This is a genomic window from Streptomyces sp. NPDC048338 (assembly GCF_043201055.1).
Lineage (GTDB): Bacteria > Actinomycetota > Actinomycetes > Streptomycetales > Streptomycetaceae > Streptomyces.
The window spans coordinates 61,280-85,474 of sequence record NZ_JBICYQ010000001.1; the positions used below are offsets into that span (position 1 = coordinate 61,280).

Here is a 24,195-nt window from a genome sequence, read left to right on the forward strand (position 1 = left end):
CCGTGGGGGGGGGGGCGGGCGGGTCGGGGTGCTGGCGGCCCGGCGCGGGGGGGGGGCCCCCCCCCCGGGCGGGGGGGGCCCCCCCCGGGGGGGCGCCCCCCCCGGCCGTCGTGCTGTGGGGCTTCGCACACTGTCCCACCGCAGGTCAAGGGTGAGTTGACGGGTGTTCGCACAGCGTGGTGGACTTCCGGGGCCATTACGGCGGCAGAAGAGGAAGCCCGGTGCGATTCCGGCGCGGTCCCGCCACTGTGACCGGGGAGAGCCTCCCCGGGAGTCAGGAACTCTCCCCGCCGGTCACGTCGAGCCAGGGCGCGGACCCTGAGTGAGGACACAGCGCCATGCCCGGCCGCAGTGCAGCCACAGGTGTATTCGCGTACGGCGCCGCCGCCGGTCTGGCGGTGGACCTGCTCGTCGGCGACCCCCGCCGCGGCCATCCGGTCGCCGCGTTCGGGCGGGCCGCGGGCGCCGTCGAACGGCTTCTCTGGCACGACCACCGCGGATGGGGCGCCCTGCACACCGCCGTCTGCGCCGGTGGCGCGACCGCGGCCGGCGCACTGGCCGCGCGGGCTGTACGGGACCGGCGCGCCGCCTCCGCCGCGCTGACCGCCGCCGCCGTGTGGGCCGTCGTCGGCGGCACCACCCTGGGCCGGGAGGCCCGTGCCGTCGGCGGGGCGCTCGCCGCCGGGGACCTGGACGTGGCCCGCGAGCGGCTGCCCCATCTGTGCGGGCGCGACCCGCAGTCCCTCGACGGCCCCGCGATGGCCCGCGCCGTCGTCGAGTCGGTCGCCGAGAACACCTCCGACGCGGTCGTGGGGGCGCTCGTCTGGGGCGCCGTCGCCGGGGTGCCGGGGCTCGTCGGCTTCCGGGCGGTGAACACGCTCGACGCGATGGTCGGCCACAAGTCCCCGCGCCACCGGCGCTTCGGCTGGGCCTCGGCCCGGCTCGACGACCTGGCGGGCTGGCCGGGCGCCCGGCTGACCGCCGTGCTGGCCACGGTGGCCGGCGGCGACCCGCGCGGCGCCGCCCGCGCCTGGAGGACCGACGCCGGACGCCACCCGAGCCCCAACGCGGGCCCGGTGGAGGCCTCGTTCGCCGGCGCCCTCGGCGTACGGCTCGGCGGGACGCTCTCGTACGGCGGCCGGGTCGAGCACCGGCCCGTGCTGAACGGGGCGGGACGGGACGTGGAGGTCGCGGACATCGAGCGGGCCGTGCGGCTGTCGCGACGCGTGACGGGACTGACGCTGGCGGCCTGCGTGGGCGGCCGGCTGATCATGGATGCGATCAAGCGGAGGCGGATATGAGGGGCGGACTGCTGGTCGCCGGGACCACGTCCGACGCGGGAAAGAGCGTCGTCACGGCCGGCATCTGCCGCTGGCTGGTCCGCCAGGGGGTGAAGGTGGCCCCGTTCAAGGGCCAGAACATGTCCCTGAACTCCTTCGTGACCCGCGAGGGCGCGGAGATCGGCCGGGCTCAGGCCATGCAGGCGCAGGCGGCCCGGGTGGAGCCGACCGCGCTGATGAACCCGGTGCTGCTGAAGCCGGGCAGCGACCGTTCCAGCCAGGTCGTGCTGATGGGCCGGCCGGTGGGCGAGCTGAGCGCGCGCGGCTACCACGGAGGCCGGCAGCAGGAGCTCTTCGAGCCGGTCCTGGCGTGCCTGGAGGAGTTGCGGGGCACGTATGACGCCGTGATCTGCGAGGGGGCGGGCAGTCCGGCCGAGATCAACCTGCGGCGCACGGACATCGTGAACATGGGCATCGCGCGGGCCGCTCGGCTGCCGGTGCTCGTGGTCGGCGACATCGACCGGGGCGGGGTGTTCGCCCAGTTCTTCGGGACGACGGCCCTGCTCGCGCCGGAGGACCAGGAGCTGATCGCGGGCTACCTGGTGAACAAGTTCCGCGGCGACGTGACGCTGCTGGAGCCCGGGCTCGACATGCTGCACGGGCTGACCGGACGGCGGACCTTCGGCGTCCTGCCGTACGCCCACGGCCTCGGCATCGACGAGGAGGACGGGCTGCGGGTCTCGATGCGGGGCGCCGTCCGCGAGTCGGTCGTGGCGCCGCCGGTCGGGGAGGACGTCCTGCGGGTCGCGGTCTGCGCGGTGCCGCTGATGTCCAACTTCACGGACGTGGACGCGCTGGCGGCCGAGCCCGGCGTGGTGGTGCGCTTCGTGGACCGCGCCGAGGAACTCGTCGACGCGGACCTGGTGATCGTGCCGGGCACCCGCGGGACGGTGAAGGCGCTCGCCTGGCTGCGCGAGCGCGGCCTCGCCGACGCGCTCGCGCGCCGGGCCGCGGAGGGCCGTCCGGTCCTGGGGGTCTGCGGTGGCTTCCAGGCGCTCGGGATCCGGATCGAGGACGAGGTCGAGTCGAAGGCCGGGGCCGTGGACGGGCTCGGCCTGCTGCCGGTCCGGGTCCGGTTCGCGGTCGACAAGACGCTGGCCCGGCCGGTCGGCGAGGCGCTCGGCGAGCGCGTGGAGGGCTACGAGATCCACCACGGCGTCGCCGAGGTGCTGGGCGGGGAGCCGTTCCTGGACGGCTGCCGGGTCGGCGCCGTCTGGGGGACGCACTGGCACGGCTCGCTGGAGAGCGACGGCTTCCGCCGGGCGTTCCTGCGCGAGGTGGCGGCGGCGGCCGGGCGGCGGTTCGTCCCGGCGCCGGACACCTCGTTCGGCGCGCTGCGCGAGGAGCAGCTGGACCGGCTGGGCGACCTGATCGAGGAGCACGCGGACACGGACGCGCTGCTGCGGCTGATCGAGAGCGGTCCGCCGGCCGGACTGCCGTTCATTCCGCCGGGCGCCCCGTGAGCGCCGCCGGCACCAGGACCGGCACCGTCCGCGCGTCCGCCGGCGCCCACGCGCGCACCCCCGTCGGCACGCGCCGCCCGTTCGCGCGCGAGGCGCGTGCGCTCCGGGACACCCACAGCGAACCCGAAGGAAGGATCGACCGATGAGCACCCGGTACCCGTTCACCGCCGTCGTCGGCATGGACGACCTGCGGCTGGCGCTGCTGCTGAACGCCGTCAGCCCGGCGGTGGGCGGTGTCCTCGTCCGCGGCGAGAAGGGCACCGCCAAGAGCACGGCCGTCCGCGCGCTCGCGGACCTGCTTCCGGAGGTTCCGGTGGTGGCGGGCTGCCGGTTCAGCTGCGACCCGGCCACGCCCGATCCGGCCTGCCCGGACGGGCCGCACGAGGCCGCCGCGCCCGCCGCCCGCGCCGCCCGCGCCGCCCGCATGGTGGAGCTGCCGGTCGGCGCCTCCGAGGACCGGCTGGTCGGCGCCCTCGACATCGAACGGGCCCTCGCCGAGGGCGTGAAGGCGTTCGAGCCCGGGCTGCTCGCCGACGCGCACCGCGGGATCCTCTACGTGGACGAGGTCAACCTCCTCCACGACCACCTGATCGACCTGCTGCTCGACGCCGCCGCCATGGGGTCCTCGTACGTCGAGCGCGAGGGCGTCTCGGTGCGGCACGCGGCCCGCTTCCTGCTGGTCGGGACGATGAACCCCGAAGAGGGCGAGCTGCGGCCGCAGTTGCTGGACCGCTTCGGGCTGACCGTCGAGGTCGCCGCGTCCCGCGAGCCCGAGCAGCGGGTCGAGGTCGTGCGGCGCCGACTGGCCTACGACGACGATCCGGCCGCCTTCGCGGCGCGCTGGGCCGACGAGGAGCGCGCGCTGCGGGACCGGATCGTCGCGGCCCGGGCGCTGCTGCCGGCCGTGGTCCTCGGGGACACCGCACTGCTCCGGATCGCCGCGACCTGCGCCGCGTTCGAGGTCGACGGCATGCGCGCGGACATCGTGATGGCCCGCACCGCGACCGCGCTGGCCGCGTGGGACGGGCGGACGGACGTCACCGCCGAGGACGTGCGGCAGGCGGCCCTGCTCGCGCTCCCGCACCGCAGGCGGCGCAATCCCTTCGACGCGCCCGGCCTCGACGAGGACAAGCTCGACGAGACGCTGGACCGGTTCCGGGACACGGACACGGACGACGACGATCCGGACCCGGATCCGGGCCCGGGCGACGGCGGCCCCGGCGGAGGCGGGGGCGTACCGCCGCAGGGCGAGGGGCCGGAGGCGGCCCCGGAGAGCACCGGGTCGGACGAGGGTCCGGCGCCCGCTCCCGCGCCGGGCGGGTCCGGCGCGGGCGAACGGGCCGCCGTCAAGGCCGCCGAGCCCTTCCGGACGAAGATGCTCAGCGTGCCCGGGCTCGGCGAGGGCGCGGCCGGGCGCCGCTCCCGCGCCCGTACCGAGCACGGCAGGACGACCGGCGCCGTGCGCCCCCGGGGCACGTTGACGAAGCTGCACCTGTCGGCGACCGTGCGGGCCGCCGCGCCGCACCAGAAGGCCCGCGGGCGGAGCGGTGCCGGGCTGGTCGTCCGCCGGGACGACCTGCGGCAGGCGACCCGCGAGGGCCGCGAGGGCAACCTGGTGCTGTTCGCCGTGGACGCGTCCGGTTCGATGGCGGCCCGGCAGCGGATGAGCGCCGTCAAGGGGGCCGTGCTCTCCCTGCTCCTGGACGCCTACCAGCGGCGCGACAAGGTCGGTCTGATCACCTTCCGCGGCCGGGACGCCGAGGTGGCGCTGCCGCCGACGTCGTCGGTGGACGCGGCGGCCGCTCGCCTCGAACAGCTCCCGACCGGCGGCCGTACGCCGCTGTCGGCCGGGCTCCTCAAGGCGCACGACGTGCTGCGCGTCGAGCGGCTGCGCGACCCCTCGCGCCGTCCCCTGCTCGTCGTCGTCACCGACGGCCGGGCGACCGGCGGCCAGGACCCGGTCGCGCTGGCCGCCCGGGCCGCGCGGCTGCACGCCGCGGAGGGCACGGCGGCCGTCGTCGTGGACTGCGAGACGGGGCCGGTGCGCCTCGGGCTCGCCGGGGACCTCGCCCGTGAACTGGGCGGCACCGCAGTGACCCTGGACGAGCTGCGCGCCGACTCGATCGCCGGACTCGTCAGGGACGTACAAGCCGGACACGCGACCAGGAGGGCCGCTTAATGCCACAGGGACAGCCGACCGTCGTTCCCGACGACGGTCTGACCACCCGCCAGCGCCGCAACCGCGCGCTGGTGATGGTGCACACCGGCGTCGGCAAGGGGAAGTCCACCGCCGCCTTCGGCATGGCGCTGCGCGCCTGGAACCAGGGCTGGCCGGTCGGGGTGTTCCAGTTCGTCAAGTCCGCCAAGTGGCGGGTCGGCGAGGAGAACGCCCTCAAGGCGCTCGGCGAGACGGGCAAGGGCGGCACCGTCACCTGGAACAAGATGGGCGAGGGCTGGTCCTGGATCCAGCGCGAGGTCGCCGAGGGCGAGCAGTCGCACGAGGACAAGGCACGCGAGGGCTGGGAGCAGGTCAAGCGGGACCTGGCCGCCGAGGCGTACAAGTTCTACGTCCTCGACGAGTTCGCCTATCTGCTGCACTGGGGCTGGATCGACACCGCCGAGGTGGTCGAGGTGCTGCGCGACCGGCCGGGGCAGCAGCACGTGGTGATCACCGGCCGCAACGCGCCCCAGGAGCTGCTGGACTTCGCGGACCTCGTCACCGACATGTCGAAGGTGAAGCACCCGATGGACGCGGGTCAGAAGGGCCAGCGGGGCATCGAGTGGTAGCACGTCTCGTCATCGCCGCGCCGTCCTCCGGCGCGGGCAAGACCACGGTCGCGACCGGTCTGATGGCCGCGTTCGCCGGGCGTGGTCTGGCGGTGTCCCCGCACAAGGTGGGCCCGGACTACATCGATCCGGGCTACCACGCCCTGGCCACCGGCCGACCGGGCCGCAACCTCGACGCGTACATGTGCGGCACGGGCCTGGTCGCGCCGCTCTTCGCGCACGGGTCGCGCGGCTGCGACCTGGCGGTCGTCGAAGGGGTCATGGGGCTGTACGACGGCGCCGCCGACCAGGGCGAGCTGGCCTCGACCGCACAGGTCTCGAAGCTGCTGAAGGCTCCCGTGGTGCTGGTCGTGGACGCCTCGTCCCAGTCGCGGTCGGTGGCCGCGCTGGTGCACGGCTTCGCGTCCTGGGACCCGGAGGTGCGGATCGGCGGGGTGATCCTCAACAAGGTCGCCACCGACCGGCACGAGCACCTGCTGCGCGAGGCGCTCGGGGAGTCGGGCGTGCCGGTGCTCGGCGTCCTGCGCCGGGCCCCGGCGGTCGCGACGCCGTCGCGGCATCTGGGCCTGGTGCCGGTCGCGGAGCGGCAGGCGGCCGCCGTGGAGGCGGTGGCGGCGCAGGCGGAGCAGGTGCGCGCGGGCTGCGACCTGGACGGGCTGCTGGCGCTCGCACGCAGCGCCCCCGACCTCCGCACCGAGGCGTGGGACCCGAACGGTCCGTGGGCCGGGGCTCCGGGCCGGGCGGCCCGGCGGCCGGTCGTGGCCGTCGCCGGCGGGGCCGCGTTCACCTTCTCGTACGCCGAGCACGCCGAGCTGCTCACGGCCGCCGGCGCCGAGGTCGTCACCTTCGACCCGCTGCGGGACGAGGCCCTGCCCGAGGGGACGTCCGGGCTCGTCATAGGCGGCGGTTTCCCGGAGATGTACGGCCCGGAGCTGTCCGCCAACGAGCCGCTGCGCAAGGCCGTGGCCGAACTGGCGCGCTCCGGCGCCCCGGTCGCCGCGGAGTGCGCGGGGCTGCTCTACCTGGCGCGGTCCCTCGACGGGACGCCCATGTGCGGGGTCCTGGACACCGACGCGCGGATGTCCGAGCGGCTCACCCTCGGATACCGGGACGCCGTGGCCGTGAGCGACAGTCCGCTCGCCGCCGCCGGCGCCCGGATGCGGGGCCACGAGTTCCACCGGACCGTGATCGAGCCGGGCGCGGGCGCGCGGGCGGCCTGGGGGCTGCGGCAGCCCGAGCGCCGGGTCGAGGGCTTCGTCCAGGACGGGGTGCACGCGAGCTACGTGCACACCCACTGGGCGGGAGCGCCGGAGGCCGCCGCGCGGTTCGTCGCGCACTGCGGGCCCGGCCACGGCGCGGAGTCGGGTACGTGACGTCAGCCGGACAGGCCCACCACCAGCCAGATGAATCCCACGCCCGACACCGTGCACAGCAGGGTGGAACGGGCGGGGTGTTCGTGATGGGCCTCGGGCAGGATCTCGGCGGCGGCGAGGTAGAGCAGGGCGCCGCCGAAGAACCCGAGATAGCTGCCGAGCAGTTCCTCCGGCAGGGTGAACAACAGGGTGGACGCGGCGCCGACGATCGGCGCGAGCGCGTCCGCGACCAGCATCGCGACCGCCCTGCGCCGGGCGTTCCCGTACAGGCTGGTGATCGTGTACGTGTTGAAGCCGTCGGCGAAGTCGTGGGTGATGACGGCGAGGGCCACGGTGGCGCCCATGCCTCCGCCGACCTGGAAGGCGGCGCCGAGCGCGATGCCGTCCATGAGGCTGTGCAGGATCATGGCCGCCGCCGCGGTGAGCCCGACCTGCGGGACCCGCTCGTCGGCCCCGACGCCGTGCGCGGCCCGGCGGACGGCCAGCAGCCGCTCGACCACGTGGGCGAGGAGGAAGCCGCCGACGAAGAGCAGCAGCGCCTGCGGGACGCCGAACACCTTGTGACCCGCGGCCTCCATGGCCTCCGGCAGGAGGTCGAGGCCGACCACGCCGAGCATGAGGCCGCCCGCGAGGCCGAGGACCAGGTGGCGCCGGTCGGTGACGCGCTGCGCCGTCCAGCCGCCGAACAGCGTCATGAGGAACGCGCCGAGCGCGACGAGTACGGCCATGCGCCCTTGCTATCCGATCGGCGGGGCCCCGCGCACATCACCGCGCGGGGCGCGGAGAGGCCGGCCGCATGATCACGGTGATCGGGTCCGGTGCGGGCGCGGACGCGGGCTCCCCGGCCGGCGGGACCGCGTGGGTGGTGGACGTCCGGGGCGACGTGTTGACGCAGGGGGATCTCGACCTCATCGGCACGCACGTGTCCGGGGGCGGGACGCGGGTGGTGGTGCGCGCGCTCGGGGACCCCGGATTCTTCGGGGTGGTGCGGGCGCTGGCCGCGCGCTTCGGAGCCGAGGCGCTCGACGTGCGGCCGGGCCCCGGCGCGGTGGGTCTCGCCTTCGCCCGGCTGCGGCGGTCGTGGGACGACGCCGTGGTCGTGGACGGCGCCGCCGCGGGCGTGGCCGGGGCGGCGCTGGACCGTGCGGTGAACGTGTGCCGGGCGCATCCCAAGGTGGCCGTGCTGCCGGGTCCCGGCGTGGGTCCGGCGGAGCTGGGCGCCGAGCTGGTGCACCGGGTCGAGTCGCGGACGCTGGTGGTGTTCTCGGCGCTCGGCGACCCGTTCCGTGAGCGTGTGGAACGGGTGGCCCCGCACGAGGCGATGTGCCGCGTCTGGGAGGGCGTGAACCTGGTCCTGTGCCTGGACGAGACGCGGGCGGAGCGACCGGCTCCGGCCGTGACCGGTCCGCTCACAGGGCCGGGCGGCTGGGCGCTGCCGGACGCGGAGTTCGGGGCCGGCGCGGGGGTGGCTCCCGCACGGTCGTCGGGAGCGGCTTCCGGGGCGGAGGGGCCGGACGCGACCGTCGTCGCGCCGGTGCCGCCGCCGCTGCCGTACGAGGCGCGGGCACTGGTGCTGGCCCGGCTCGGGCCGCGTGCCGGGGACCTGGTCTGGGACATCGGTTCGGGCTGCGGTTCGGTGGCGGTGGAGTGCGTCCGGCTGGGCGCGGCGGCGGTCGCGGTGGAGCGCACCGCGGGCGGTGTCGAGCGGATCCGCGGGCACGCGGCCGCGCAGGGTGCCGAGCTGCGGGTGGTGCACGGGGCGGCGCCCACGGTGCTGTCGCATCTCTCCGATCCGGACGGGGTGTTCGTCGGGGGCGGCGGCCGGGATCTGCGGGCGATCGTGCTCGCGGCGGCGCGGCGCGCGCGGCGCGCGGTCGTGGTGGCCCCGAGCGCGCTGGAGGAGGTGGCTCCGGCCCGTGCGGCGCTGGCGGCCTGCGGGTTCGCGGTCGACGGTGTCCTGCTGCAGTCGCAGCGGCTGCTGCCGCTGCCCGACGGGTCCTCGTCGCTGACCCCGTCGGCGCCGGTGTTCCTGGTCTGGGGCACCCGGTGACCGCGGGCGGGGCGGCGCAGGGCCGGCCGGCGGGCGGGCTGGTGGCCGGGGTCGGCGCGCGGTCCGGGGTCGGCGCGGACGAGGTGACGGGTCTGCTGGAGGCGGCGCTGCGGGAGGCCGGGCTGCCGGTCTCGGCCGTGCGCGCGCTGGCGACGGTGGCGACGCGCGCGGCCGAACCGGGGATCACGGGCACGGCGGAACGGCTCGGGGTGCCCGTGCGGGCGTACCCGTCCGAGGTGCTGGCGGGTGTCCCGGTGCCGCATCCGTCCGCGGTGCCGCTGGCGGCCTCGGGGACCGGTTCGGTGGCCGAGGCGGCGGCGCTGCTGGCGGCCGGCGAGGCCGGGGGCGGCGCCGAACTGGTCGTACCGAAGCGGAGATCGCGGCGCGCTACGTGCGCCCTCGCCCGTTCCGTGCCGCTTCGTCCGAACGAAGAGGCGCTCTCCGTACGGTTGTTGCCCTCGGGACACGGGTACACCGGTGGTCAGGCGGCGTTCGACCCACCCCCACCCAGCCCGGCGCCCGAACTCCGCTCACCCCCCACCATCCCCACCCACCCGACGGCGGCCATGGATACGCACGCGCACAGAGACGCCCACGATCTGCGGCACCACGGTGACGCGGAGGTACGGGACGAGAAGCTGATCGACCTCGCGGTGAACGTCCGGACGAACACTCCCCCGGACTGGCTGCGGGAGCGGATCGCGGACTCGCTGACAGGGCTCGCGGCCTATCCGGACGGCCGCTCCGCCCGGGCGGCCGTCGCCGAACGGCACGACCTGCCGGCCCGGCGGGTGCTGCTCACGGCGGGCGCGGCGGAGGCGTTCGTGCTCCTCGCCCGCGCGCTGCCCGCCCGGCACCCGGTGGTGGTGCACCCGCAGTTCACCGAGCCCGAGGCGGCGCTGCGCGACGCCGGGCACGAGGTGGGGCGGGTGCTGCTGCGCGCCGAGGACGGCTTCCGGCTGGATCCGGGGCTGGTTCCCGAGGACGCGGATCTGGTGGTGATCGGGAACCCGACGAACCCGACGTCCGTGCTGCACCCGGCGGAGACCATCGCGTCGCTGGCGCGGCCGGGACGGACGCTGGTGGTGGACGAGGCGTTCATGGACGCGGTACCGGGCGAGCGCGAGTCGCTGGCCGGGCGGACGGACGTGCCGGGTCTGGTGGTGCTGCGGAGCCTGACGAAGACCTGGGGGCTCGCGGGGCTGCGGATCGGCTACGTCCTCGCGGACCCGGAGACGATCGCCGCGCTGGAGCGGGCCCAGCCGCTGTGGCCGGTGTCCACGCCGGCGCTGGTCGCCGCGGAGGCGTGCATGTCCCGGGCGGCGCTCGCGGAGGCGGAGCTCGCCGCGTACCGGGTCGGGGTCGAGCGGGCCCATCTGCTGGCCGGACTGGCCGAGTTCGACGAGGTGCGGGCGGTGGCCGCCGCGGAGGGCCCGTTCGTGCTGGTGCGGATCGACCGGGCGGACGTGGTGCGCGAGCGGTTGCGGGCGCTGGGCTTCGCGGCGCGCCGCGGCGACACCTTCCCGGGCCTCGACCGGAACTGGCTGCGGCTCGCGGTGCGGGACCGCGTGACGACGAACCGCTTCCTGCAGGCCCTGGACCAGGCACTGCTCATCGCGGGCTGAGGGCGGCGGGGCCGGCACCGGCCCCCGGTGCGCCGCGGGGAGGGCGGTGCCGTCGGCCTCGCCCTCCCCGCGGTGTGCCACGGGCCCGACACGCCTCGGTCCGTGGCGGGCGGCACGGACCCCCCGGCGCTCCCCAGCACCGATCCGCGCGCCCCGGCTCGTCTCTGCCGGGACCTGGGGAGCGTCTTGCCCCCCGTCGGTTCCGGCTCCGCCCCCCGTTCCCCGTGTCCCTCCGCCCCTGGGACTTCGCGGCCCGGGGCCGTCAGCCGCGGGCGCGGCCGCGGGCCAGGACGAGCGCTCCGCCACCCGCGGCGAGCAGCACGACGGCGCCGCCCGCCAGGTACGGGGTCATGGAGCCGCCGCCGGTCTCGGCGAGGTTCTGGCCGGTCGGGTTCGAGCCGCCGTTCTGGGTCACACCGCTCCCGCCGGTCTGCTCGGGGGACGGCTGCCCGGTGGGCCGCTCGGTCGGCTGCTCGGTCGGCTGCTCGGTGGGCTGCCGCGTCGGCTCCTCGGTGGGACGCGTCCCCTTCGGCGTCTTGCAGGTCGCCTCGGCCAGCGTCACCACGCCCTTGACCTCGGCCACTCCCAGTTCCAGCGGGTTGACCTCCACCTTGAGCTCCAGGGCGGTGGCGGCGGCCGTGCGCGAGGTCGTCGAGGTACGGGACAGGTCGAGGGTCACCTTGCCGACGCGTGGCACGACGACCTTGGTCTGCCCGCCCGTCGACAGGGTCGTCTTCTTGCCGAAGACGGTCACGTGCCCGAGGACGTTGGCCTCGGCGACCGGCCGCCCGCCCGTCTCGCACAGCGCCTTGGCGGTGACCTTCTCGATCTCGATCAGGGACAGCAGGGGCAGACCCGGCACGTGCACCCGGGCCTTGACCAGGTTCACGTACCCCTCGGCCTTCTTCTCGTCCACCGTCGCCCTGGAGGTGGCGACATCGGCCCGCAGGATGTCGATGGGCCGGCCCTTCTCGGCCCCCCTCACCTTCACCGTGAGGGCCGTCCTGTTCTCCGTCTCGGGCGCCTTGACCTCGTTGAGGGAGGTGCGCAGCGGCACGTCCACGGTCTTGTCGAGCAGCGAGACGTCGAGGCCGGTCCGCAGGACGACGGCGGTGGCACGCCCTTCGCCGCCCGTGGCGTGCGCCGCGGGGGCCGCCAGGACCACGGGGCCGACGGCCAGCGCGGCGACGGTCGCGGCAGCGGCGGTACGGCGGACGGGCAGACGGAAGGTGTTGCTGTTCACGGTGGCGGAACCCCCACGGAAGACGAAAGGCGTCGCCGGCCGCACACCGCGGGGACACGCGGCCCGTGCGGCGTCGGCGACTTGGGACACCGGAATCTTTACGCACGGAGAGTGAACCGGCAGACACCTGACGTGAGTTCACTCCAAAGGGGGGTTTCCGTGTCCATATTCGATTCTTTCGGCACATCCGTTCCCGCAAGTCCCGCGCGTCGCACGCCGCGCGGGCGCGCGCGGAGGGATTCAACGACGCGCGCCCGCTCCGGGTAACGGAAAGTCAACCCGACGCCGCAGGTGGCGGCTTCGTGGCGACCGGCCGGAAGGCACCGCTCAGGAAGCGCGCCAGTAGCCGAGGGCGTGCACCCGCTCCTTGGGCAGCGACAGGTCCTTGCGCAGGTACGAGCCGAGGGTGCGGGTCGTGGCCGTGTCGCAGGCGACCCAGACGTACGGGTCCTCGCCGGCCAGGTCCGGAAGCTCGGCCTTCACGCGCTCGACGAGGGCGGCACCACCGTCCGCGCGCGGGACGCGGCGCAGGTCGTGCCGGTCCGGGTCGAGCCGCACCGGCAGGCGCTCGTCGGAGTCGTGCGCGGTCTCGAACCACAGGGTGGCCGGCACTCCGGGCATCGCGTCGAGCAGCGAGTTGACCGCGGGAAGGGAGGCGGCGTCACCGATCACGAACAGACGCTCGGGGCGCGGCTCCGGGACGGTGAAGCCGGTTCCCTGGAGGGTGGCGGCCACGGTGTCGCCGGGCTTGCAGGTGCGGGCCCAGTGGCTGGCGAGCCCGTCGTGCAGGGCGAACTCCAGGCTGAAGGTGCCGGCCTCCGGGTCCGGGTCGACCAGGGTGTAGGCGCGCTGGTGCGGCTTGCCGCCGCCCTCGAACCAGATCCGGACCCACATCGTCGGGTGGACCCCCGCGGCGGCGAGCAGCCCGCCGTCCGTGACGTGCACCCGGCGGTAGTGCTCGGTGACCTGCTCGGCCCCGGTCACCGTGAACGTGAAGTCCTTGCCGCGCATCAACTTGAGGACCACCCCCTCCCAGCCGTGCCCCATCGCGCTCTCCTCCCCTTGGGCCCGGGATTGCTTCCCGGACGGTCGTCACATAGGTTAGGGCAGCCTAACCTAAGAGAGATCGGGAACAGAGTGACATTCGAGGTCTTCCGGGACGCCTGGGGGATTCCGCACCTGCGGGCCGCCGGTCCGCGCGAACTCGCCTTCGCGCAGGGGCGCGTGACCGCCACGGACCGGGCCTGGCAACTGGAGGTCGAACGCCACCGGGCGCAGGGCACGACGGCGGCGTTCCTCGGAGCCGGTGAGATCGCCTGGGACACCTTCGCACGGCGGGCGCGGCTCGCCGACACCGCCCGCCGCTGCTTCGACCGGCTCGACGCCGAGACGGCCTCCTGGGTGCGCGCGTACGTGGCCGGGGTCAACGACGGCCTGCCGGAAGGAGCCGGACGGGCACCGGAGTTCGCCGCGACCGGACTCGTCGCCGGCCGGTGGGAGCCGTGGACGCCGCTGGCGGTCTGGCTGACCACCCACATCCTGTTCGCCGGCTTCCCGACCAAGCTCTGGCGCGAGGAGGTCGCCACGCGGCTCGGCGAGGAGTGGACCGAGCTGTTCGCCACCGACGGGCCGGGCACGGCGGGCTCCAACGGCTGGGTCGTGTCCGGCGGACGGACCGCGAGCGGCGCCGCGATCGTGGCCGGCGACCCGCACCGCTTCATCGAGGCGCCCGGCGTCTACCAGCAGATCCGGCTCGCCTGCCCCGCATACGACGTGGTGGGCCTCGCGGTCCCGGGCGTCCCCGGACTGCCGCACTTCGGTCACACCGGACACGTGGCCTGGGCGATCACCAACGCCATGGCGGACTACCAGGACCTGTACCGGGAACGGCTCCGCCGTGGCCCGGCCGGGGACGTGCAGGCCCTCGGCCCCGACGGCTGGCGTCCGGCGGCCGTCCACACGGAGACGATCGAGGTCGCGGACGCCGATCCGGTCGAGGTCGAGATCGTCGAGACGGACCGCGGGCCGCTGATCACCGGACCGCTGCCGCCGGCGGCGGAGGCCGACGCGCACGCCGGTTCCGGACAGGCCGCCGCGTCCGGCCAGGACACCACGGCGGCCTGGGAGGCCGTCAGCCTGCGGTACCTGCCCCGGGTGACCGGCGAGCTGGGCTTCGGCGTGCTGGGCGAGCTGCTCGCCGCCCGTACCGTCGCCGACGTGGACCGCGCCGTCGACGGATGGATCGAGCCGGTCAACGTCGTCCAGGCCGCCGACGTCCACGGCGGCCTGCTGCACCGGGTCGCCGGGCGGGTGCCCGTCCGGGACCGGGTCAACTCCCTGCGGGTGGTGCCCGCCTGGGAGGCGCGCCACGCCTGGCGGGACGCCCCCGCGCCGCTGCCGCGGGCCGGCGTCGACGGCCACGCGGTCATGGCCAACGCCCGGGGTCTCGCGGCCCCGCTCGGCGTGGAGTTCGCGCCGGCCCACCGGGCGGCCCGGATCGACACCCTGCTCACCGCGTCGACCGCCTGGACCCCCGAGGCGATGACCTCGGTCCACACGGACACCGACAACCCCTCCGCCGCGCGCCTCCTGGCCGCCGTACGGGCGACGGACCCGGCGCCGCCGCACGAGGCGGACGCCGCCCTCTCCCCCGCCGCCGCGCGGGTACGGGAACGTCTCCTCGCCTGGGACCGGCGGATGGAGGCCGACAGCACCGACGCCGGGCTGTACGCCGCCGTCCGCGGCGCCGTGGTGCGCCGCCTCGCCGGGCACGCCGCGTTCGCGCCGCTGCGCGAACGCGCGCCGTACCCCGATGTCTTCCAGCCCTGGCTCGCGCTCGGACCGCGGGTGGCCTACGCCCTGGAGACGCTGCTCGTCACCGGTCCCGTACCGGCGGCCGACGTCGCGCGGATCGTCCGCGAGGCGCTCGAGGAGGTCGCCGCCGGGCCCGAGCCCCTGGCCTGGGGCGCGACGCACCGGCTCGCCCCCTGGCAGGCGCTGGCGGACGCCGACGACGCGCAGTGGCCCGGTCTCGCCGGGGACCACGACTGCGTGCTGTCCACGTCCAGCGTCCCCGGATACACCGACCGCAGCGCCCGCAGCTCGGCCGCCCGGTACGTGTGGGACCTCGCCGACCGCGACGCCAGCCTCTGGGTCGTGCCGTTCGGGGCCTCGGGCGTCGCCGGTGACCCGCACCACCGTGACCAGCTGCCGCTCTGGCTGCGCGGGGACCTCGCCCCCGTCACCACCGACTGGAACCACCTCTCCAAGGAGCTCCCCCATGACGACCACTGAGCCCGCGCACCTGCAGACCGTCGAGGGGTTCGGCACCGTTCGCATCGACCGCATCGACCCCGAGGCCGACGCGGTCCTCATCCACGGCTGGGTCAACGAGGAGCGGGCCCGGTTCTGGGGCATGGGAGGCACCACCGTCGAGCAGGTGCGGGACATCTACGCGCACCTCGACTCGCTCACCACGCACCACGGCTACCTGGCCCGTCGCGACGGCGAGCCCGTGGCGATCCTCCAGACCTACGACCCCGCCGCCGACCGCGTCGGCGAGTGCTACGACGTGCGGCCCGGCGACATCGGGGTGCACCTCTTCCTCGCGCCGACCGCCCGCCCCGAGCCCGGATTCTCCGGCAGCCTGCTCAAGGCACTGACCGACTTCGCGCTGGCCGGCCGCACCCGCGCCGTCGCCGAGCCGGACGCCGGCAACGAGAAGGCGATCGCCCGGCTGGCACGCGCCGGCTTCGTCATGGGCCCGGAGGTCGTCCTGCCGGAGGTGGACCTTCCGGAGGTCTTCATCCCGGAGAAGAAGGCCCGTCTGGCGTTCCTGACCCGCTGACACACGCCGACCGCGAGACCCCTGGGACGCACCAGGGTGCCTCGCCCTCGGGCGGATCAGCCGATCACCCGTCCGTCGACGACGACCCGCCGCGGCGCCGCGAGAGCGCGGACGTCCGCGCGCGGGTCCTCGTCGTAGACGACGAGGTCCGCCGGGGCCCCCTCCTCCAGGGAGGGCCGGCCCAGCCAGGAGCGCGCTCCCCAGGTCGTCGCCGAGAGGGCCTCGACCGGCGGGATACCCGCCTTGACCAGCTCCTCGACCTCCGACGCGACCAGGCCGTGGGCGAGGGAGCCGCCCGCGTCGGTGCCGACGAAGACCGGGACGCCCGCGTCGTAGGCGGACCGGACGGTGTCGTAGCGGCGCTCGTACAGCCGCCGCATGTGCGCCGACCAGCGCGGGAACTTGCTCTCGCCACCGTCCGCGAGCCGCGGGAAGGTCGCGATGTTCACGAGCGTCGGCACGATGGCGACGCCCCGCTCGGCGAAGAGCGGGATCGTGTCCTCGGTCAGTCCGGTGGCGTGCTCGATGCAGTCGATCCCGGCCTCCACCAGGTCCCGCAGCGAGTCCTCGGCGAAGCAGTGCGCGGTGACCCGGGCCCCGAGCCGGTGGGCCTCCGCGATCGCCGCCTCGACCTCCGCCCGCGGCCAGCAGGCGGTCAGGTCCCCCGCGTCCCGGTCGATCCAGTCGCCGACGAGCTTGACCCAGCCGTCGCCCCGCCGCGCCTCCCGGCCCACGTACTCCACCAGTTCCGGCGGCTCGATCTCGTGGGCGTAGTTGCGGATGTAGCGGCGGGTCCGGGCGATGTGGCGGCCGGCACGGATGATCTTCGGCAGGTCCTCGCGGTCGTCGATCCAGCGGGTGTCCGAGGGTGAGCCGGCGTCGCGGATGAGCAGCGTGCCCGCGTCGCGGTCGGTCAGCGCCTGCTTCTCGCTCGTGGCGTCGTCGACGGGGCCGTGCCCGTCGAGGCCGACGTGGCAGTGCGCGTCGACCAGGCCGGGCAGGACCCAGCCCCGCACCTCCAGGGCCTCGCCGGACGGCCGGGTGAAGGTGATCCGCCCGTCGACGCACCACAGTTCGTCCCGTACGTCCTCCGGGCCGACGAGCACCCGCCCCTTCACATGCAGCACCACGCGATCGCTCATGTCTGCACTGTACGAGGGAGGGCCGACCGGCCGGACCCCGGCCGCCGGGCGGGCGGCGGGGGCCGGGCGGCGGGCACGACGCCCCCTAGTCGTCGATCACCGCCCCGAAGCGGGCGTCCGCGGCGGGCGCCCCGAACGTCGCCGCGGAGAACGTCCGCGACCCCACGGGCGTCACCCCGCCCGACGGGGCCGGGAACAGCCAGACGCAGCCGTCCGCGGTGTCCTCGCCCGGTGCCGAGACGAGCAGCTCGAAGCGGCCGTCGGCGTTCGGGTCGACGAAGCGGACCTGGCCGCCGAAGGCGTCGCCCTTCTCGATCACGCCCGGTACGGAGGTCGTGCTCTGCGTCCAGGACACGGCGCGGGCGGCCGTCGGCCCCCGGGGCGAGCCGCGCAGCACCGTGATCATGCCCGCGTCGGCGGCCGCTCCGATGTCCTCGCCGGGTGCGCCGATCGCGAGGTCCGCGTACCCGTCACCGTCGGTGTCGCCGACGGAGAGATCGGCGCCCCAGCCGTCACCGCGCTCGGAGGTGCCGGGGACGCCGGTGGTGTTCTGGGTCCACCACGCGGGCGGGGTGCCGACGCCCGTGGCCCCTTCGGGTCCCCGCGGGCCGCCGCGGTAGACGCCGACCATGCCGCCGGTCGTGCTCTCGCCGCCGTCGTCGGGGCTGTGCGGCTCACCGGTGACCAGGTCGTCGTAACCGTCTCCGTCGAGGTCGCCGGAGGCGGCGACCGGTCCGCCGCGCAGGGAGCGTTCGAAGACGAGGGCGTCGCTGCCGCCCGCGAGGTACCAGGACCAGCCGTGGCCGGGCTCGGCGCCGGTGCTCACTCCGCTGATCACCACGTCGGCGAAGCCGTTGCGGTCGTAGTCCCCGGTGGTGACGGACCGGGCGACGATGTCGCGCAGGGGCTCGTCCGCCCTGGCACCGGCCCGCGGGCGCGGCACGGCGCGGGTGTCGTGCCCGCGCGTCGCCTCCGGCGCGGGGGCGGACTCGAAGACGTGCCACTCGACGCGGCCGCGGTCGAGGGCGATGAGCTGGTCGCCGGTGGTCTCCGCGGTGAACCGGCCGGCGGCGAAGGCCGAGCCGAAGCGTGCCCCGGCGGTGGTCCCGAGCAGGCTGCCGAGCCACTGGCTCCCGCTGCCCTGCAGGCCGTACCGGCTGCCCCACAGGACGACGGCGCCACCCGCGTCCGCGGTGCGGCCGACGTCCTCGCCGGGAGCGCCGACCACGGCGTCGTCGTAGCCGTCGCCGTCGAGGTCCCCGGTGGCGACGGCGGTCCCGAAGCCGTCGCCGGCCTCGGCCGTGCCGGGCACCCCGCCGGTGTCCTGGCTGAGGACGGTGGCGCGGGCGGTGTCCAGGCCGCGGGCCGTGCCGTACTGGACGGTGACGAGGCCGGCGCCCCGCCGGCCGCCGACGCTCGCGCCCGGGGCGCCGATGAGGACGTCGTCACGGCCGTCGCCGTTGAAGTCGGTGTTGTGGTCGTCCGCGCGGGTCCCGCCGGGTACTCCGGCGTGTGCGGCGGGTGCGGCCACGAGCCCCGCGCCCGTGACGAGGAGAAGGGTCGCCGCGGCGAGGGCGGCGGAACGGTGCTTGCGCATGGAGCGGCTCCTGGAATCGGAACGATCCGGGCTGCATCGGGGGTGTGGCCGGACGGGCCCGTCCCGTCTCCGGCACAGGGTTCGACACCGCGGGCGCCGCGAGGGTTGTACGGGCGGCCGGGAGTTCGGTCGGTGAGTGCCGTACGGGCGCCCGAGGGGGTTGCCGGGGCGCGGGCGGCGGAGGGGCGCCCGCACGGGCCGCGGAGGCCGTCTCGGTACCCTGAACCGGAGCTCCACCCGCACAGAACCGAGTCGAAGAAGGCACCGCCGTGACCGTGACACACCCGCTCCTGGACCTGGCCCCGCTGACCGCCGCCCAGTTCGCGTCGATCGAGCGCCGGGTGGCCGCGCTGCTCAGCACCGAGCAGGACGTGGTGATCACGCAGGGCGAGGCGCTGCTGCCCCTGGAGGGGTGCATCCGCAGCGGGGCGCGGCCGGGCTCGACCGCGCTGAACATCGTCACCGGCCCGTACGGCCAGACCTTCGGCAACTGGCTGCGGGACTGCGGCGCGACGGTGGTGGACCTGGAGGTGCCCTTCCACACCGCGGTGACGGCCGCTCAGGTGGAACGGGCGCTGGCCGAGCACCCGGCGATCGACTTCGTGTCGCTCGTCCACGCGGAGGCGGCGACCGGCAACACCAACCCGGTCGCGGAGATCGGCGAGGTCGTGCGGGCGCACGGCGCGCTGTTCTACCTCGACGCGGTGGCGTCGATCGGTGCCGAGCCGGTGCTGCCGGACGCGTGGGGCGTGGACATGTGCATCATCGGCGCCCAGAAGGCGATGGGCGGGCCGGCCGGCGTCTCGGCGGTGTCGGTCAGCGCGCGGGCCTGGGAGCGGTTCGCCGCCAACCCGGCCGCGCCGCGCCGTTCGTACCTCTCGCTGCTGGACTGGAAGGAGCGCTGGATCGACGGCGGGCGCAAGGCGCTGCTGCACGCGCCGGCGCAGCTGGAGATGCTGGCCCTGGAGGCGTGCGTGGAGCGGATCGAGGCGGAGGGTCTGGACGCGCTGATGGCCCGTCACGCCTCCGCGGCCGCCGCGACCCGGGCGGGCGTCCTGGCGCTGGGCGGCGGTCTGGAGCCCTACGTGCACGAGGCGCGGGACGCGGCCCCGGTCGCGACGACGCTGCGCTCCCCGGCGGGTGTGGACGCCTCCGAGCTGGTCGCCCGGGCCCTGGCGGCCGACCCGTCGCTGCCGCTGATCGCGGGCGGCGGCGCGCTGGCCAAGGAGATGATCCGGGTCAACCACTACGGGGTGGACGCCACGCCGGGCGCGGTGCAGTCCTCGCTGGCGGCGCTGGGCGCGGCGCTCGGCGAGACGGGCCGGACGGTGGACCTCGAAGCCGCGCGGCGCGCGGTCACGGAGACCTGGGGCCGGTAGGGGCTGTCCCGGTGCGCGGGGACAGGGGCGGCGGAGGCACCCCGGGTTCCGGGGCGCCGCCGTCTCCCCTCACCGCCGGCGGCCGCCGGCGGCCGGACATGCGGTCACAGCGCGGGGTAGTCGGTGTATCCGCGGTGGTCGCCGCCGTAGAAGGAGGCGCGGTCCGGGGTGTTGTACGGGCCGTCGGCGCGCAGCCGGGCGGGCAGGTCCGGGTTGGCGATGAAGAGGGTGCCGTACGCGACGATGTCGGCGGTCCCGTCCTCGATCAGGGCCAGCGAGGAGGCGGCGGTCGGGCCCTCCGTCGCCGGGTTGAGGACGAGGGTGCCGGTGAACTGCTTGCGCAGGGCGAGGGTCAGTTCGCGGACGGCCGGCGCGGCCTCCAGGACGTGCAGGTACGCGAGGCCGAGCGGTTCGATCGCCGCGACGAGGGCCGTGTAGGTCTCCTCGGACTCGGTCTCGTCGATGTCGTTGTAGGGGTTGGCCGGGGAGATCCGCAGCGCGGTGCGCTCGGCGCCGATCTCGGCGGCCACGGCGCGGACGACCTCGACGGCGAAGCGGATCCGGTTCTCCACGGAGCCGCCCCACTCGTCGGTGCGCCGGTTGGAGCCGGTGGCGAGGAACTGGTGGACCAGGTAGCCGTTCGCGCCGTGGATCTCGACACCGTCGAAGCCGGCGTCCACGGCGTTGCGCGCCGCGGCGGCGAACTCGGCGACGGTGGCCCGTACCTCGTCGCCGGTCAGCTCGCGGGGAGTGACGAAGTCCTTGGGCCCCTCGAAGGTGAAGACCTGGCCGGCGGCGGCGACGGCGGAGGGGGCGACCGGGTGGAGGTCGCCGTCCAGGAGGTCGGGGTGGCCGATCCGGCCTGAGTGCATCAGCTGGACGAAGATCGTGCCGCCCCGCGCGTGGACGGCGTCGGTGACCTCGCGCCAGGCGGCGGTCTGCTCGGCGCTGTGCAGCCCGGGGGTGCCGGGGTAGCCCTGGCCGACGGCGGTGGGCTGGGTGCCTTCGGTGATGATCAGGCCGGCCGTGGCCCGCTGGGCGTAGTACTCGACGACGAGCGGAGTGGGCGTGCGCCCCTGGGCGTCGGCGCGGCTGCGGGTCATCGGGGCCATGGCGATGCGGTTGGAGAGCCGCGCGCCGGCCAGGTCGATCGGGTCGAAAGCGGTGGTCATGGCTGTCCTCCAAAATTTATGTGGTCGGCCAAATATGTGGCCGGTCGCCACTGTAACGCATTACTTGGCCGACCAAGGTAATCTGGGGACATCACCCCCGCGAGGAGCAGAGCGATGTCCGAGAGCACCACCGCACCCCCGTCCGAGCCCGTCTGTACCGGGCCGCTGCCCTCCGCCGCACAGGGCGGGCCGGTGAGCCACGGGCTGTCCCGGGTCGCTCGGCTGCACCGGATCGCGGCGGGCCGGCTGCTGAAGGACGTGGGGCTCTTCCCGGGCCAGGAGTTCCTGATGATGTGCCTGTGGGACTGCGGACCGGTCCGTCAGTCGGAGCTGATCAAGGCGATGGGACTGGACCCCTCGACGGTCACGAAAATGCTCCAGCGCCTGGAGCAGAGCGGCCATGTGCGCCGCAGCCCGGATCCCGCCGACCGGCGCGCGGTCCTGGTCGAGGCGACGGAGGAGGCGCGCGGGCTCCGCGCGGACGTGGCGGACGTCTGGACGGGCCTGGAGCGGTACACGCTGGCCGGCCTCACGCCGGACGAGCGCGGTGAGCTGGCCCGCCTGCTGGCCAAGGTCGAACGGAACCTGTGCGTCGAGATGGCCGACTGCCCCGAGCTCCGGGCGACCCGCCCCGCCGGCCCGAGCCGAACCGACACCCCGGGCTGAACCGACACCCCGGCGATCCGCCGCGTGCGGCTCCGGACATCCGCCGCGTCCGGCCCCGAAGCCCCCCGGACTCCGGGGCCGGACGCGCGGCCCGGGGCCGGACGCGACGGAAGGCGGTCAGCCGCCCAGGACGGCCAGCGCGTGGTCCACGTCCGCGGCGGAGTTGTACAGGTGGAAGGACGCGCGCAGGTTGCCCGCGCGGGACGAGAGCAGGATGCCGGACTCGCGCAGCTCGGCCTGGCGCTCGCCGAGGCCGGGGACGCCGACGATGCCCGAGACGTCCGGCACCGGCGCGTACCCCAGCGCGGTGAGCCCCTCTCGGAAACGTGCCGCGAGCGCCTTGTTGTGCGCCTCGATCCGCTCGATGCCGACCTCCTCCAGGAGGGCCAGCGAGCGGGCCGCGCCGTGGTACGAGAGGAAGGCCGGCGGCTCGTCGAACCGCCGTGCGGAACGGGCCAGTTCACGCACCGGGCCGTAGCTGTTGACCCACAGCTCCTCGCCCGTGACCCAGCCCGCGTGGATCGGGAGCAGCGAGTCCTGCGCCTCCTCCGTGACGGTGAGGAAGGAGGCGCCGCGCGGGCAGAGCAGGTACTTGTAACCGCCGGCCACCGTGTAGTCCCACTCCCCCGCCCGCAGCGGCAGCCAGCCGGCCGACTGCGTGGCGTCCAGGAGCGTCCGGGCCCCGTGTGCCGCCGCCGCGGCGCGTACCGCCGCGAAGTCCGCGGTCCGGCCGTCCGCCGACTGGACGCCGGAGAAGGCGACGAGAGCCGTCTCGGGCCGGACGGACTCGGCGAGGAGTTCCAGCGGGACGAAGCGCGTCTTGAGGTCGCCGCGGACGGTGAACGGAGTGATGACCGAGCTGAAGTCGCCCTCGGGGAAGAGGATCTCGGATCCCGCCGGCATCGACTGGGCGATCATGCCGATGTGGACGGAGACCGAGCTGCCGACGGCGACGCGGTCCGGGTGGACGTCGACGAGCCGGGCGTACGTCGCGCGGGCCTCGGCCACGATGTCGAAACTGCCGGCGCCGTCCGGCCGCCCGTCCGCCGTCTCCTCGGCGAGGAGCGTGACCGCCTCGATGGTCCGGCGGGGCAGCAACCCGCAGGTGGAGGTGTTCAGGTAGGTGTACCGGGGCGCGAACTCGGCTCCGCCGAGGGGGTCCATGACATCCATGTCCCCAGGTTGGATTCCCCCCGACCATACGTCAATTGCATATGATCAAGGGGAATCCCCAAGCAGGTCTTATACGTCGCAGGTGCCGTCCACGTCGCAGGCGCCCCCGCCGTCCGTGGCCGCGGCCACGGCGACCGGCTGGAGGGCCCGGCTCTCCCACGCCTGCTCCAGTGCCTGCGTGAAGACCTCGGCGGGCTGGCCGCCGGAGATCCCGTAGCGGCGGTCCAGGACGAAGAAGGGCACGCCGTTCGCGCCCAGCTCGGCCGCCTCGCGCTCGTCGGCGCGGACGGCGTCGGCGTACGCCGTCTCGTCGGCGAGCACCGTCCGGACCTCGGTCTCGTCCAGGCCCGCCTCCACGGCCAGCGTCACGAGCGTCTCCGCGTCGAAGACGGAGCGCTCCTCGGCGAAGTTGGCCCGGTAGGCGAGGTCGAGGAGCTGGTCCTGCCGGCCGCGCTCCTTCGCCAGGTGGAGCAGCCGGTGGATGTCGAAGGTGTTGCCGTGGTCACGGCCCTCGGTGCGGTAACCCAGCCCCTCGGAGTGCGCGTTGGAGGCGACGTGGGCCTCCATGGAACGGGCCTCGTCCACGGTGCGGCCGTACTTGCGGGCCAGCATCTCGATCACCGGGGCGGTGTCGCCCTTGGCGCGGTTCGGGTCGAGCTCGAAGGAGCGGTGGACGACCTCGATCTCGTCGCGGTGACCGAAGGCCGCGAGCCCCTTCTCGAAGCGCGCCTTCCCGATGTAGCACCACGGGCAGGCGATGTCGCTCCAGATCTCGACGCGCATGTTCTCGGCTTCTCTCCGGTCTCGGGGGTGGGTCCGTGGTCGGGAACACCCCCGGACGCCGGATTCATTCCGCCGGGGACGTCACTGTGAGGCGAAGCACGAGGTGGGAGCCGTCGCGGGGGTGGTCGGGGTCGGGGACCCAGCCGTGCGCGGCGTAGAAGGCCCGGGCCCGCTCGTTCTTCTCGAAGACCTCCAGGCGGGCGGTCCTCACGCCCGCGGCCCGCCAGGCGTCGAGACAGGCGGCGTGCAGCTCGCCGCCGACCCCGAGGCGCCAGCGGTCCGGCCGGACGTGGAGCTGGGTGAGTGTCATGATCCCGTCGACCACGCGGGAGGCGGCGATGCCCGCGAGCTCGCCGTCACGCTCGGCGCACAGCACGGCGCCGCCCTCCACGGCCCGGGTCCAGGCGGCCCGCGTGCGGGACAGCTCCTCGGGGCCCTCGAACTCGACGTCGGGTATGTGGCCGCGGTAGTAGGTGGCCCGGGCCGCGAGGTGCAGGGCGGCGATGGCGTCGAGGTCGTCGGCGTTCGCTGTTCTGATCATGGAACGAGGGACGC

The 24,195-nt window shown here is 75.3% G+C and carries 20 protein-coding genes and 1 riboswitch; of the genes, 11 read left to right on the forward strand and 9 right to left on the reverse strand.

All coding sequences use genetic code 11. From position 1 onward, the window contains the following. Positions 1 to 171 precede the first annotated feature (171 nt). Positions 172 to 306, forward strand: a riboswitch (cobalamin riboswitch). 32 nt (positions 307 to 338) lie between these two features. From ACGFZF_RS00325 to ACGFZF_RS00345, 5 genes are all read left to right on the forward strand, one after another. Beyond that, positions 339 to 1,301, forward strand: a complete 963-nt coding sequence (locus ACGFZF_RS00325; protein ID WP_393550080.1) for a cobalamin biosynthesis protein — start codon at positions 339 to 341, stop codon at positions 1,299 to 1,301. Beyond that, entirely contained in the window at positions 1,298 to 2,803 is a 1,506-nt protein-coding gene (locus ACGFZF_RS00330; protein WP_393550082.1) for a cobyric acid synthase, read from the forward strand. The genes ACGFZF_RS00325 and ACGFZF_RS00330 overlap by 4 nt, the downstream gene beginning before the upstream one ends. Before the next feature lie 142 nt (positions 2,804 to 2,945). Next, the gene (locus ACGFZF_RS00335; protein WP_393550084.1) at positions 2,946 to 4,982 is read left to right on the forward strand and encodes a putative cobaltochelatase; all 2,037 of its coding nucleotides are present in this window, start codon (positions 2,946 to 2,948) and stop codon (positions 4,980 to 4,982) included. After that, a complete protein-coding gene (cobO, locus tag ACGFZF_RS00340) occupies positions 4,982 to 5,590 on the forward strand; it encodes a cob(I)yrinic acid a,c-diamide adenosyltransferase (protein ID WP_356778961.1) in 609 nt (202 codons plus the stop codon). The genes ACGFZF_RS00335 and cobO overlap by 1 nt, the downstream gene beginning before the upstream one ends. Continuing rightward, a complete protein-coding gene (locus tag ACGFZF_RS00345; RefSeq protein WP_393550087.1) occupies positions 5,584 to 6,963 on the forward strand; it encodes a cobyrinate a,c-diamide synthase in 1,380 nt (459 codons plus the stop codon). The genes cobO and ACGFZF_RS00345 overlap by 7 nt, the downstream gene beginning before the upstream one ends. A gap of 2 nt (positions 6,964 to 6,965) precedes the next feature. On the opposite strand, the gene ACGFZF_RS00350 is transcribed toward ACGFZF_RS00345, so the two are convergent. Beyond that, positions 6,966 to 7,691, reverse strand: a complete 726-nt coding sequence (locus tag ACGFZF_RS00350) for a ZIP family metal transporter (protein WP_393550089.1) — start codon at positions 7,689 to 7,691, stop codon at positions 6,966 to 6,968. Between the two features lie 68 nt (positions 7,692 to 7,759). Here ACGFZF_RS00350 and ACGFZF_RS00355 point away from each other — a divergent pair, with 68 nt between their 5' ends. Together ACGFZF_RS00355 and cobC are read left to right on the forward strand one after the other, a co-directional pair. After that, complete coding sequence (locus ACGFZF_RS00355; protein ID WP_393550091.1) at positions 7,760 to 9,013, forward strand: SAM-dependent methyltransferase; 1,254 nt, start codon at positions 7,760 to 7,762, stop codon at positions 9,011 to 9,013. Further along, positions 9,010 to 10,638, forward strand: a complete 1,629-nt coding sequence (gene cobC, locus ACGFZF_RS00360; protein ID WP_393550093.1) for an Rv2231c family pyridoxal phosphate-dependent protein CobC — start codon at positions 9,010 to 9,012, stop codon at positions 10,636 to 10,638. Before ACGFZF_RS00355 ends, cobC begins: the two co-directional genes overlap by 4 nt. 262 nt (positions 10,639 to 10,900) lie before the next feature. Here cobC and ACGFZF_RS00365 read toward each other — a convergent pair whose 3' ends face one another. Both ACGFZF_RS00365 and ACGFZF_RS00370 read right to left on the reverse strand, forming a co-directional pair. Continuing rightward, positions 10,901 to 11,881 (reverse strand): SCO1860 family LAETG-anchored protein, encoded by a 981-nt coding sequence (locus ACGFZF_RS00365; protein WP_393550095.1) that lies wholly within the window; start codon positions 11,879 to 11,881, stop codon positions 10,901 to 10,903. 327 nt (positions 11,882 to 12,208) lie between these two features. Then, positions 12,209 to 12,928, reverse strand: a complete 720-nt coding sequence (locus ACGFZF_RS00370) for a siderophore-interacting protein (protein ID WP_393550097.1) — start codon at positions 12,926 to 12,928, stop codon at positions 12,209 to 12,211. Positions 12,929 to 13,018: 90 nt separating this feature from the next. Here ACGFZF_RS00370 and ACGFZF_RS00375 point away from each other — a divergent pair, with 90 nt between their 5' ends. Then, entirely contained in the window at positions 13,019 to 15,175 is a 2,157-nt protein-coding gene (locus tag ACGFZF_RS00375; protein WP_393550099.1) for a penicillin acylase family protein, read from the forward strand. After that, the gene (locus ACGFZF_RS00380) at positions 15,162 to 15,728 is read left to right on the forward strand and encodes a GNAT family N-acetyltransferase (RefSeq protein WP_393550102.1); all 567 of its coding nucleotides are present in this window, start codon (positions 15,162 to 15,164) and stop codon (positions 15,726 to 15,728) included. Before ACGFZF_RS00375 ends, ACGFZF_RS00380 begins: the two co-directional genes overlap by 14 nt. A 56-nt stretch (positions 15,729 to 15,784) precedes the next feature. Here the strand turns inward: ACGFZF_RS00380 and ACGFZF_RS00385 are convergent, their stop codons facing one another. Together ACGFZF_RS00385 and ACGFZF_RS00390 are read right to left on the reverse strand one after the other, a co-directional pair. Further along, positions 15,785 to 16,870 carry an amidohydrolase family protein gene (locus ACGFZF_RS00385; protein WP_393550104.1) on the reverse strand — a complete coding sequence of 362 codons (1,086 nt, stop codon included), beginning with the start codon at positions 16,868 to 16,870 and terminating at the stop codon, positions 15,785 to 15,787. An 85-nt stretch (positions 16,871 to 16,955) separates the two neighbouring features. Beyond that, positions 16,956 to 18,467, reverse strand: coding sequence for an esterase (locus ACGFZF_RS00390; protein WP_393550106.1), 1,512 nt, complete (start codon positions 18,465 to 18,467; stop codon positions 16,956 to 16,958). 275 nt (positions 18,468 to 18,742) lie between these two features. Here ACGFZF_RS00390 and ACGFZF_RS00395 point away from each other — a divergent pair, with 275 nt between their 5' ends. Continuing rightward, a complete protein-coding gene (locus tag ACGFZF_RS00395; RefSeq protein WP_393550984.1) occupies positions 18,743 to 19,846 on the forward strand; it encodes a pyridoxal-phosphate-dependent aminotransferase family protein in 1,104 nt (367 codons plus the stop codon). Positions 19,847 to 19,950: 104 nt separating this feature from the next. On the opposite strand, the gene ACGFZF_RS00400 is transcribed toward ACGFZF_RS00395, so the two are convergent. Continuing rightward, the gene (locus ACGFZF_RS00400; RefSeq protein ID WP_393550108.1) at positions 19,951 to 21,018 is read right to left on the reverse strand and encodes an alkene reductase; all 1,068 of its coding nucleotides are present in this window, start codon (positions 21,016 to 21,018) and stop codon (positions 19,951 to 19,953) included. Between the two features lie 114 nt (positions 21,019 to 21,132). On the opposite strand from ACGFZF_RS00400, the gene ACGFZF_RS00405 reads away from it, so the two are divergent. Next, the gene (locus tag ACGFZF_RS00405; protein ID WP_393550111.1) at positions 21,133 to 21,684 is read left to right on the forward strand and encodes a MarR family winged helix-turn-helix transcriptional regulator; all 552 of its coding nucleotides are present in this window, start codon (positions 21,133 to 21,135) and stop codon (positions 21,682 to 21,684) included. Positions 21,685 to 21,801: 117 nt separating this feature from the next. Here the strand turns inward: ACGFZF_RS00405 and ACGFZF_RS00410 are convergent, their stop codons facing one another. The 3 genes from ACGFZF_RS00410 to ACGFZF_RS00420 form a co-directional block, all read right to left on the reverse strand. After that, on the reverse strand, positions 21,802 to 22,848 hold the full coding sequence (locus ACGFZF_RS00410) for an aminotransferase class V-fold PLP-dependent enzyme (protein WP_393550985.1): 1,047 nt from the start codon (positions 22,846 to 22,848) through the stop codon (positions 21,802 to 21,804). Between the two features lie 78 nt (positions 22,849 to 22,926). After that, a complete protein-coding gene (locus ACGFZF_RS00415; protein WP_393550113.1) occupies positions 22,927 to 23,640 on the reverse strand; it encodes a DsbA family oxidoreductase in 714 nt (237 codons plus the stop codon). 64 nt (positions 23,641 to 23,704) lie between these two features. Then, complete coding sequence (locus ACGFZF_RS00420) at positions 23,705 to 24,181, reverse strand: GNAT family N-acetyltransferase (RefSeq protein WP_393550115.1); 477 nt, start codon at positions 24,179 to 24,181, stop codon at positions 23,705 to 23,707. Positions 24,182 to 24,195: the final 14 nt, after the last annotated feature.

Bases quoted from the DNA above. Each gene is read 5' to 3' on its own strand.
- ACGFZF_RS00325 (WP_393550080.1), top strand. From the start codon at position 339: ATGCCCGGCCGCAGTGCAGCCACAGGTGTATTCGCGTACGGCGCCGCC.
- ACGFZF_RS00330 (WP_393550082.1), top strand. From the start codon at position 1,298: ATGAGGGGCGGACTGCTGGTCGCCGGGACCACGTCCGACGCGGGAAAG.
- ACGFZF_RS00335 (WP_393550084.1), top strand. From the start codon at position 2,946: ATGAGCACCCGGTACCCGTTCACCGCCGTCGTCGGCATGGACGACCTG.
- cobO (WP_356778961.1), top strand. From the start codon at position 4,982: ATGCCACAGGGACAGCCGACCGTCGTTCCCGACGACGGTCTGACCACC.
- ACGFZF_RS00350 (WP_393550089.1), bottom strand. From the start codon at position 7,691: ATGGCCGTACTCGTCGCGCTCGGCGCGTTCCTCATGACGCTGTTCGGC.
- ACGFZF_RS00355 (WP_393550091.1), top strand. From the start codon at position 7,760: ATGATCACGGTGATCGGGTCCGGTGCGGGCGCGGACGCGGGCTCCCCG.
- ACGFZF_RS00370 (WP_393550097.1), bottom strand. From the start codon at position 12,928: ATGGGGCACGGCTGGGAGGGGGTGGTCCTCAAGTTGATGCGCGGCAAG.
- ACGFZF_RS00380 (WP_393550102.1), top strand. From the start codon at position 15,162: ATGACGACCACTGAGCCCGCGCACCTGCAGACCGTCGAGGGGTTCGGC.
- ACGFZF_RS00385 (WP_393550104.1), bottom strand. From the start codon at position 16,870: ATGAGCGATCGCGTGGTGCTGCATGTGAAGGGGCGGGTGCTCGTCGGC.
- ACGFZF_RS00390 (WP_393550106.1), bottom strand. From the start codon at position 18,467: ATGCGCAAGCACCGTTCCGCCGCCCTCGCCGCGGCGACCCTTCTCCTC.
- ACGFZF_RS00400 (WP_393550108.1), bottom strand. From the start codon at position 21,018: ATGACCACCGCTTTCGACCCGATCGACCTGGCCGGCGCGCGGCTCTCC.
- ACGFZF_RS00405 (WP_393550111.1), top strand. From the start codon at position 21,133: ATGTCCGAGAGCACCACCGCACCCCCGTCCGAGCCCGTCTGTACCGGG.
- ACGFZF_RS00410 (WP_393550985.1), bottom strand. From the start codon at position 22,848: ATGGACCCCCTCGGCGGAGCCGAGTTCGCGCCCCGGTACACCTACCTG.
- ACGFZF_RS00415 (WP_393550113.1), bottom strand. From the start codon at position 23,640: ATGCGCGTCGAGATCTGGAGCGACATCGCCTGCCCGTGGTGCTACATC.
- ACGFZF_RS00420 (WP_393550115.1), bottom strand. From the start codon at position 24,181: ATGATCAGAACAGCGAACGCCGACGACCTCGACGCCATCGCCGCCCTG.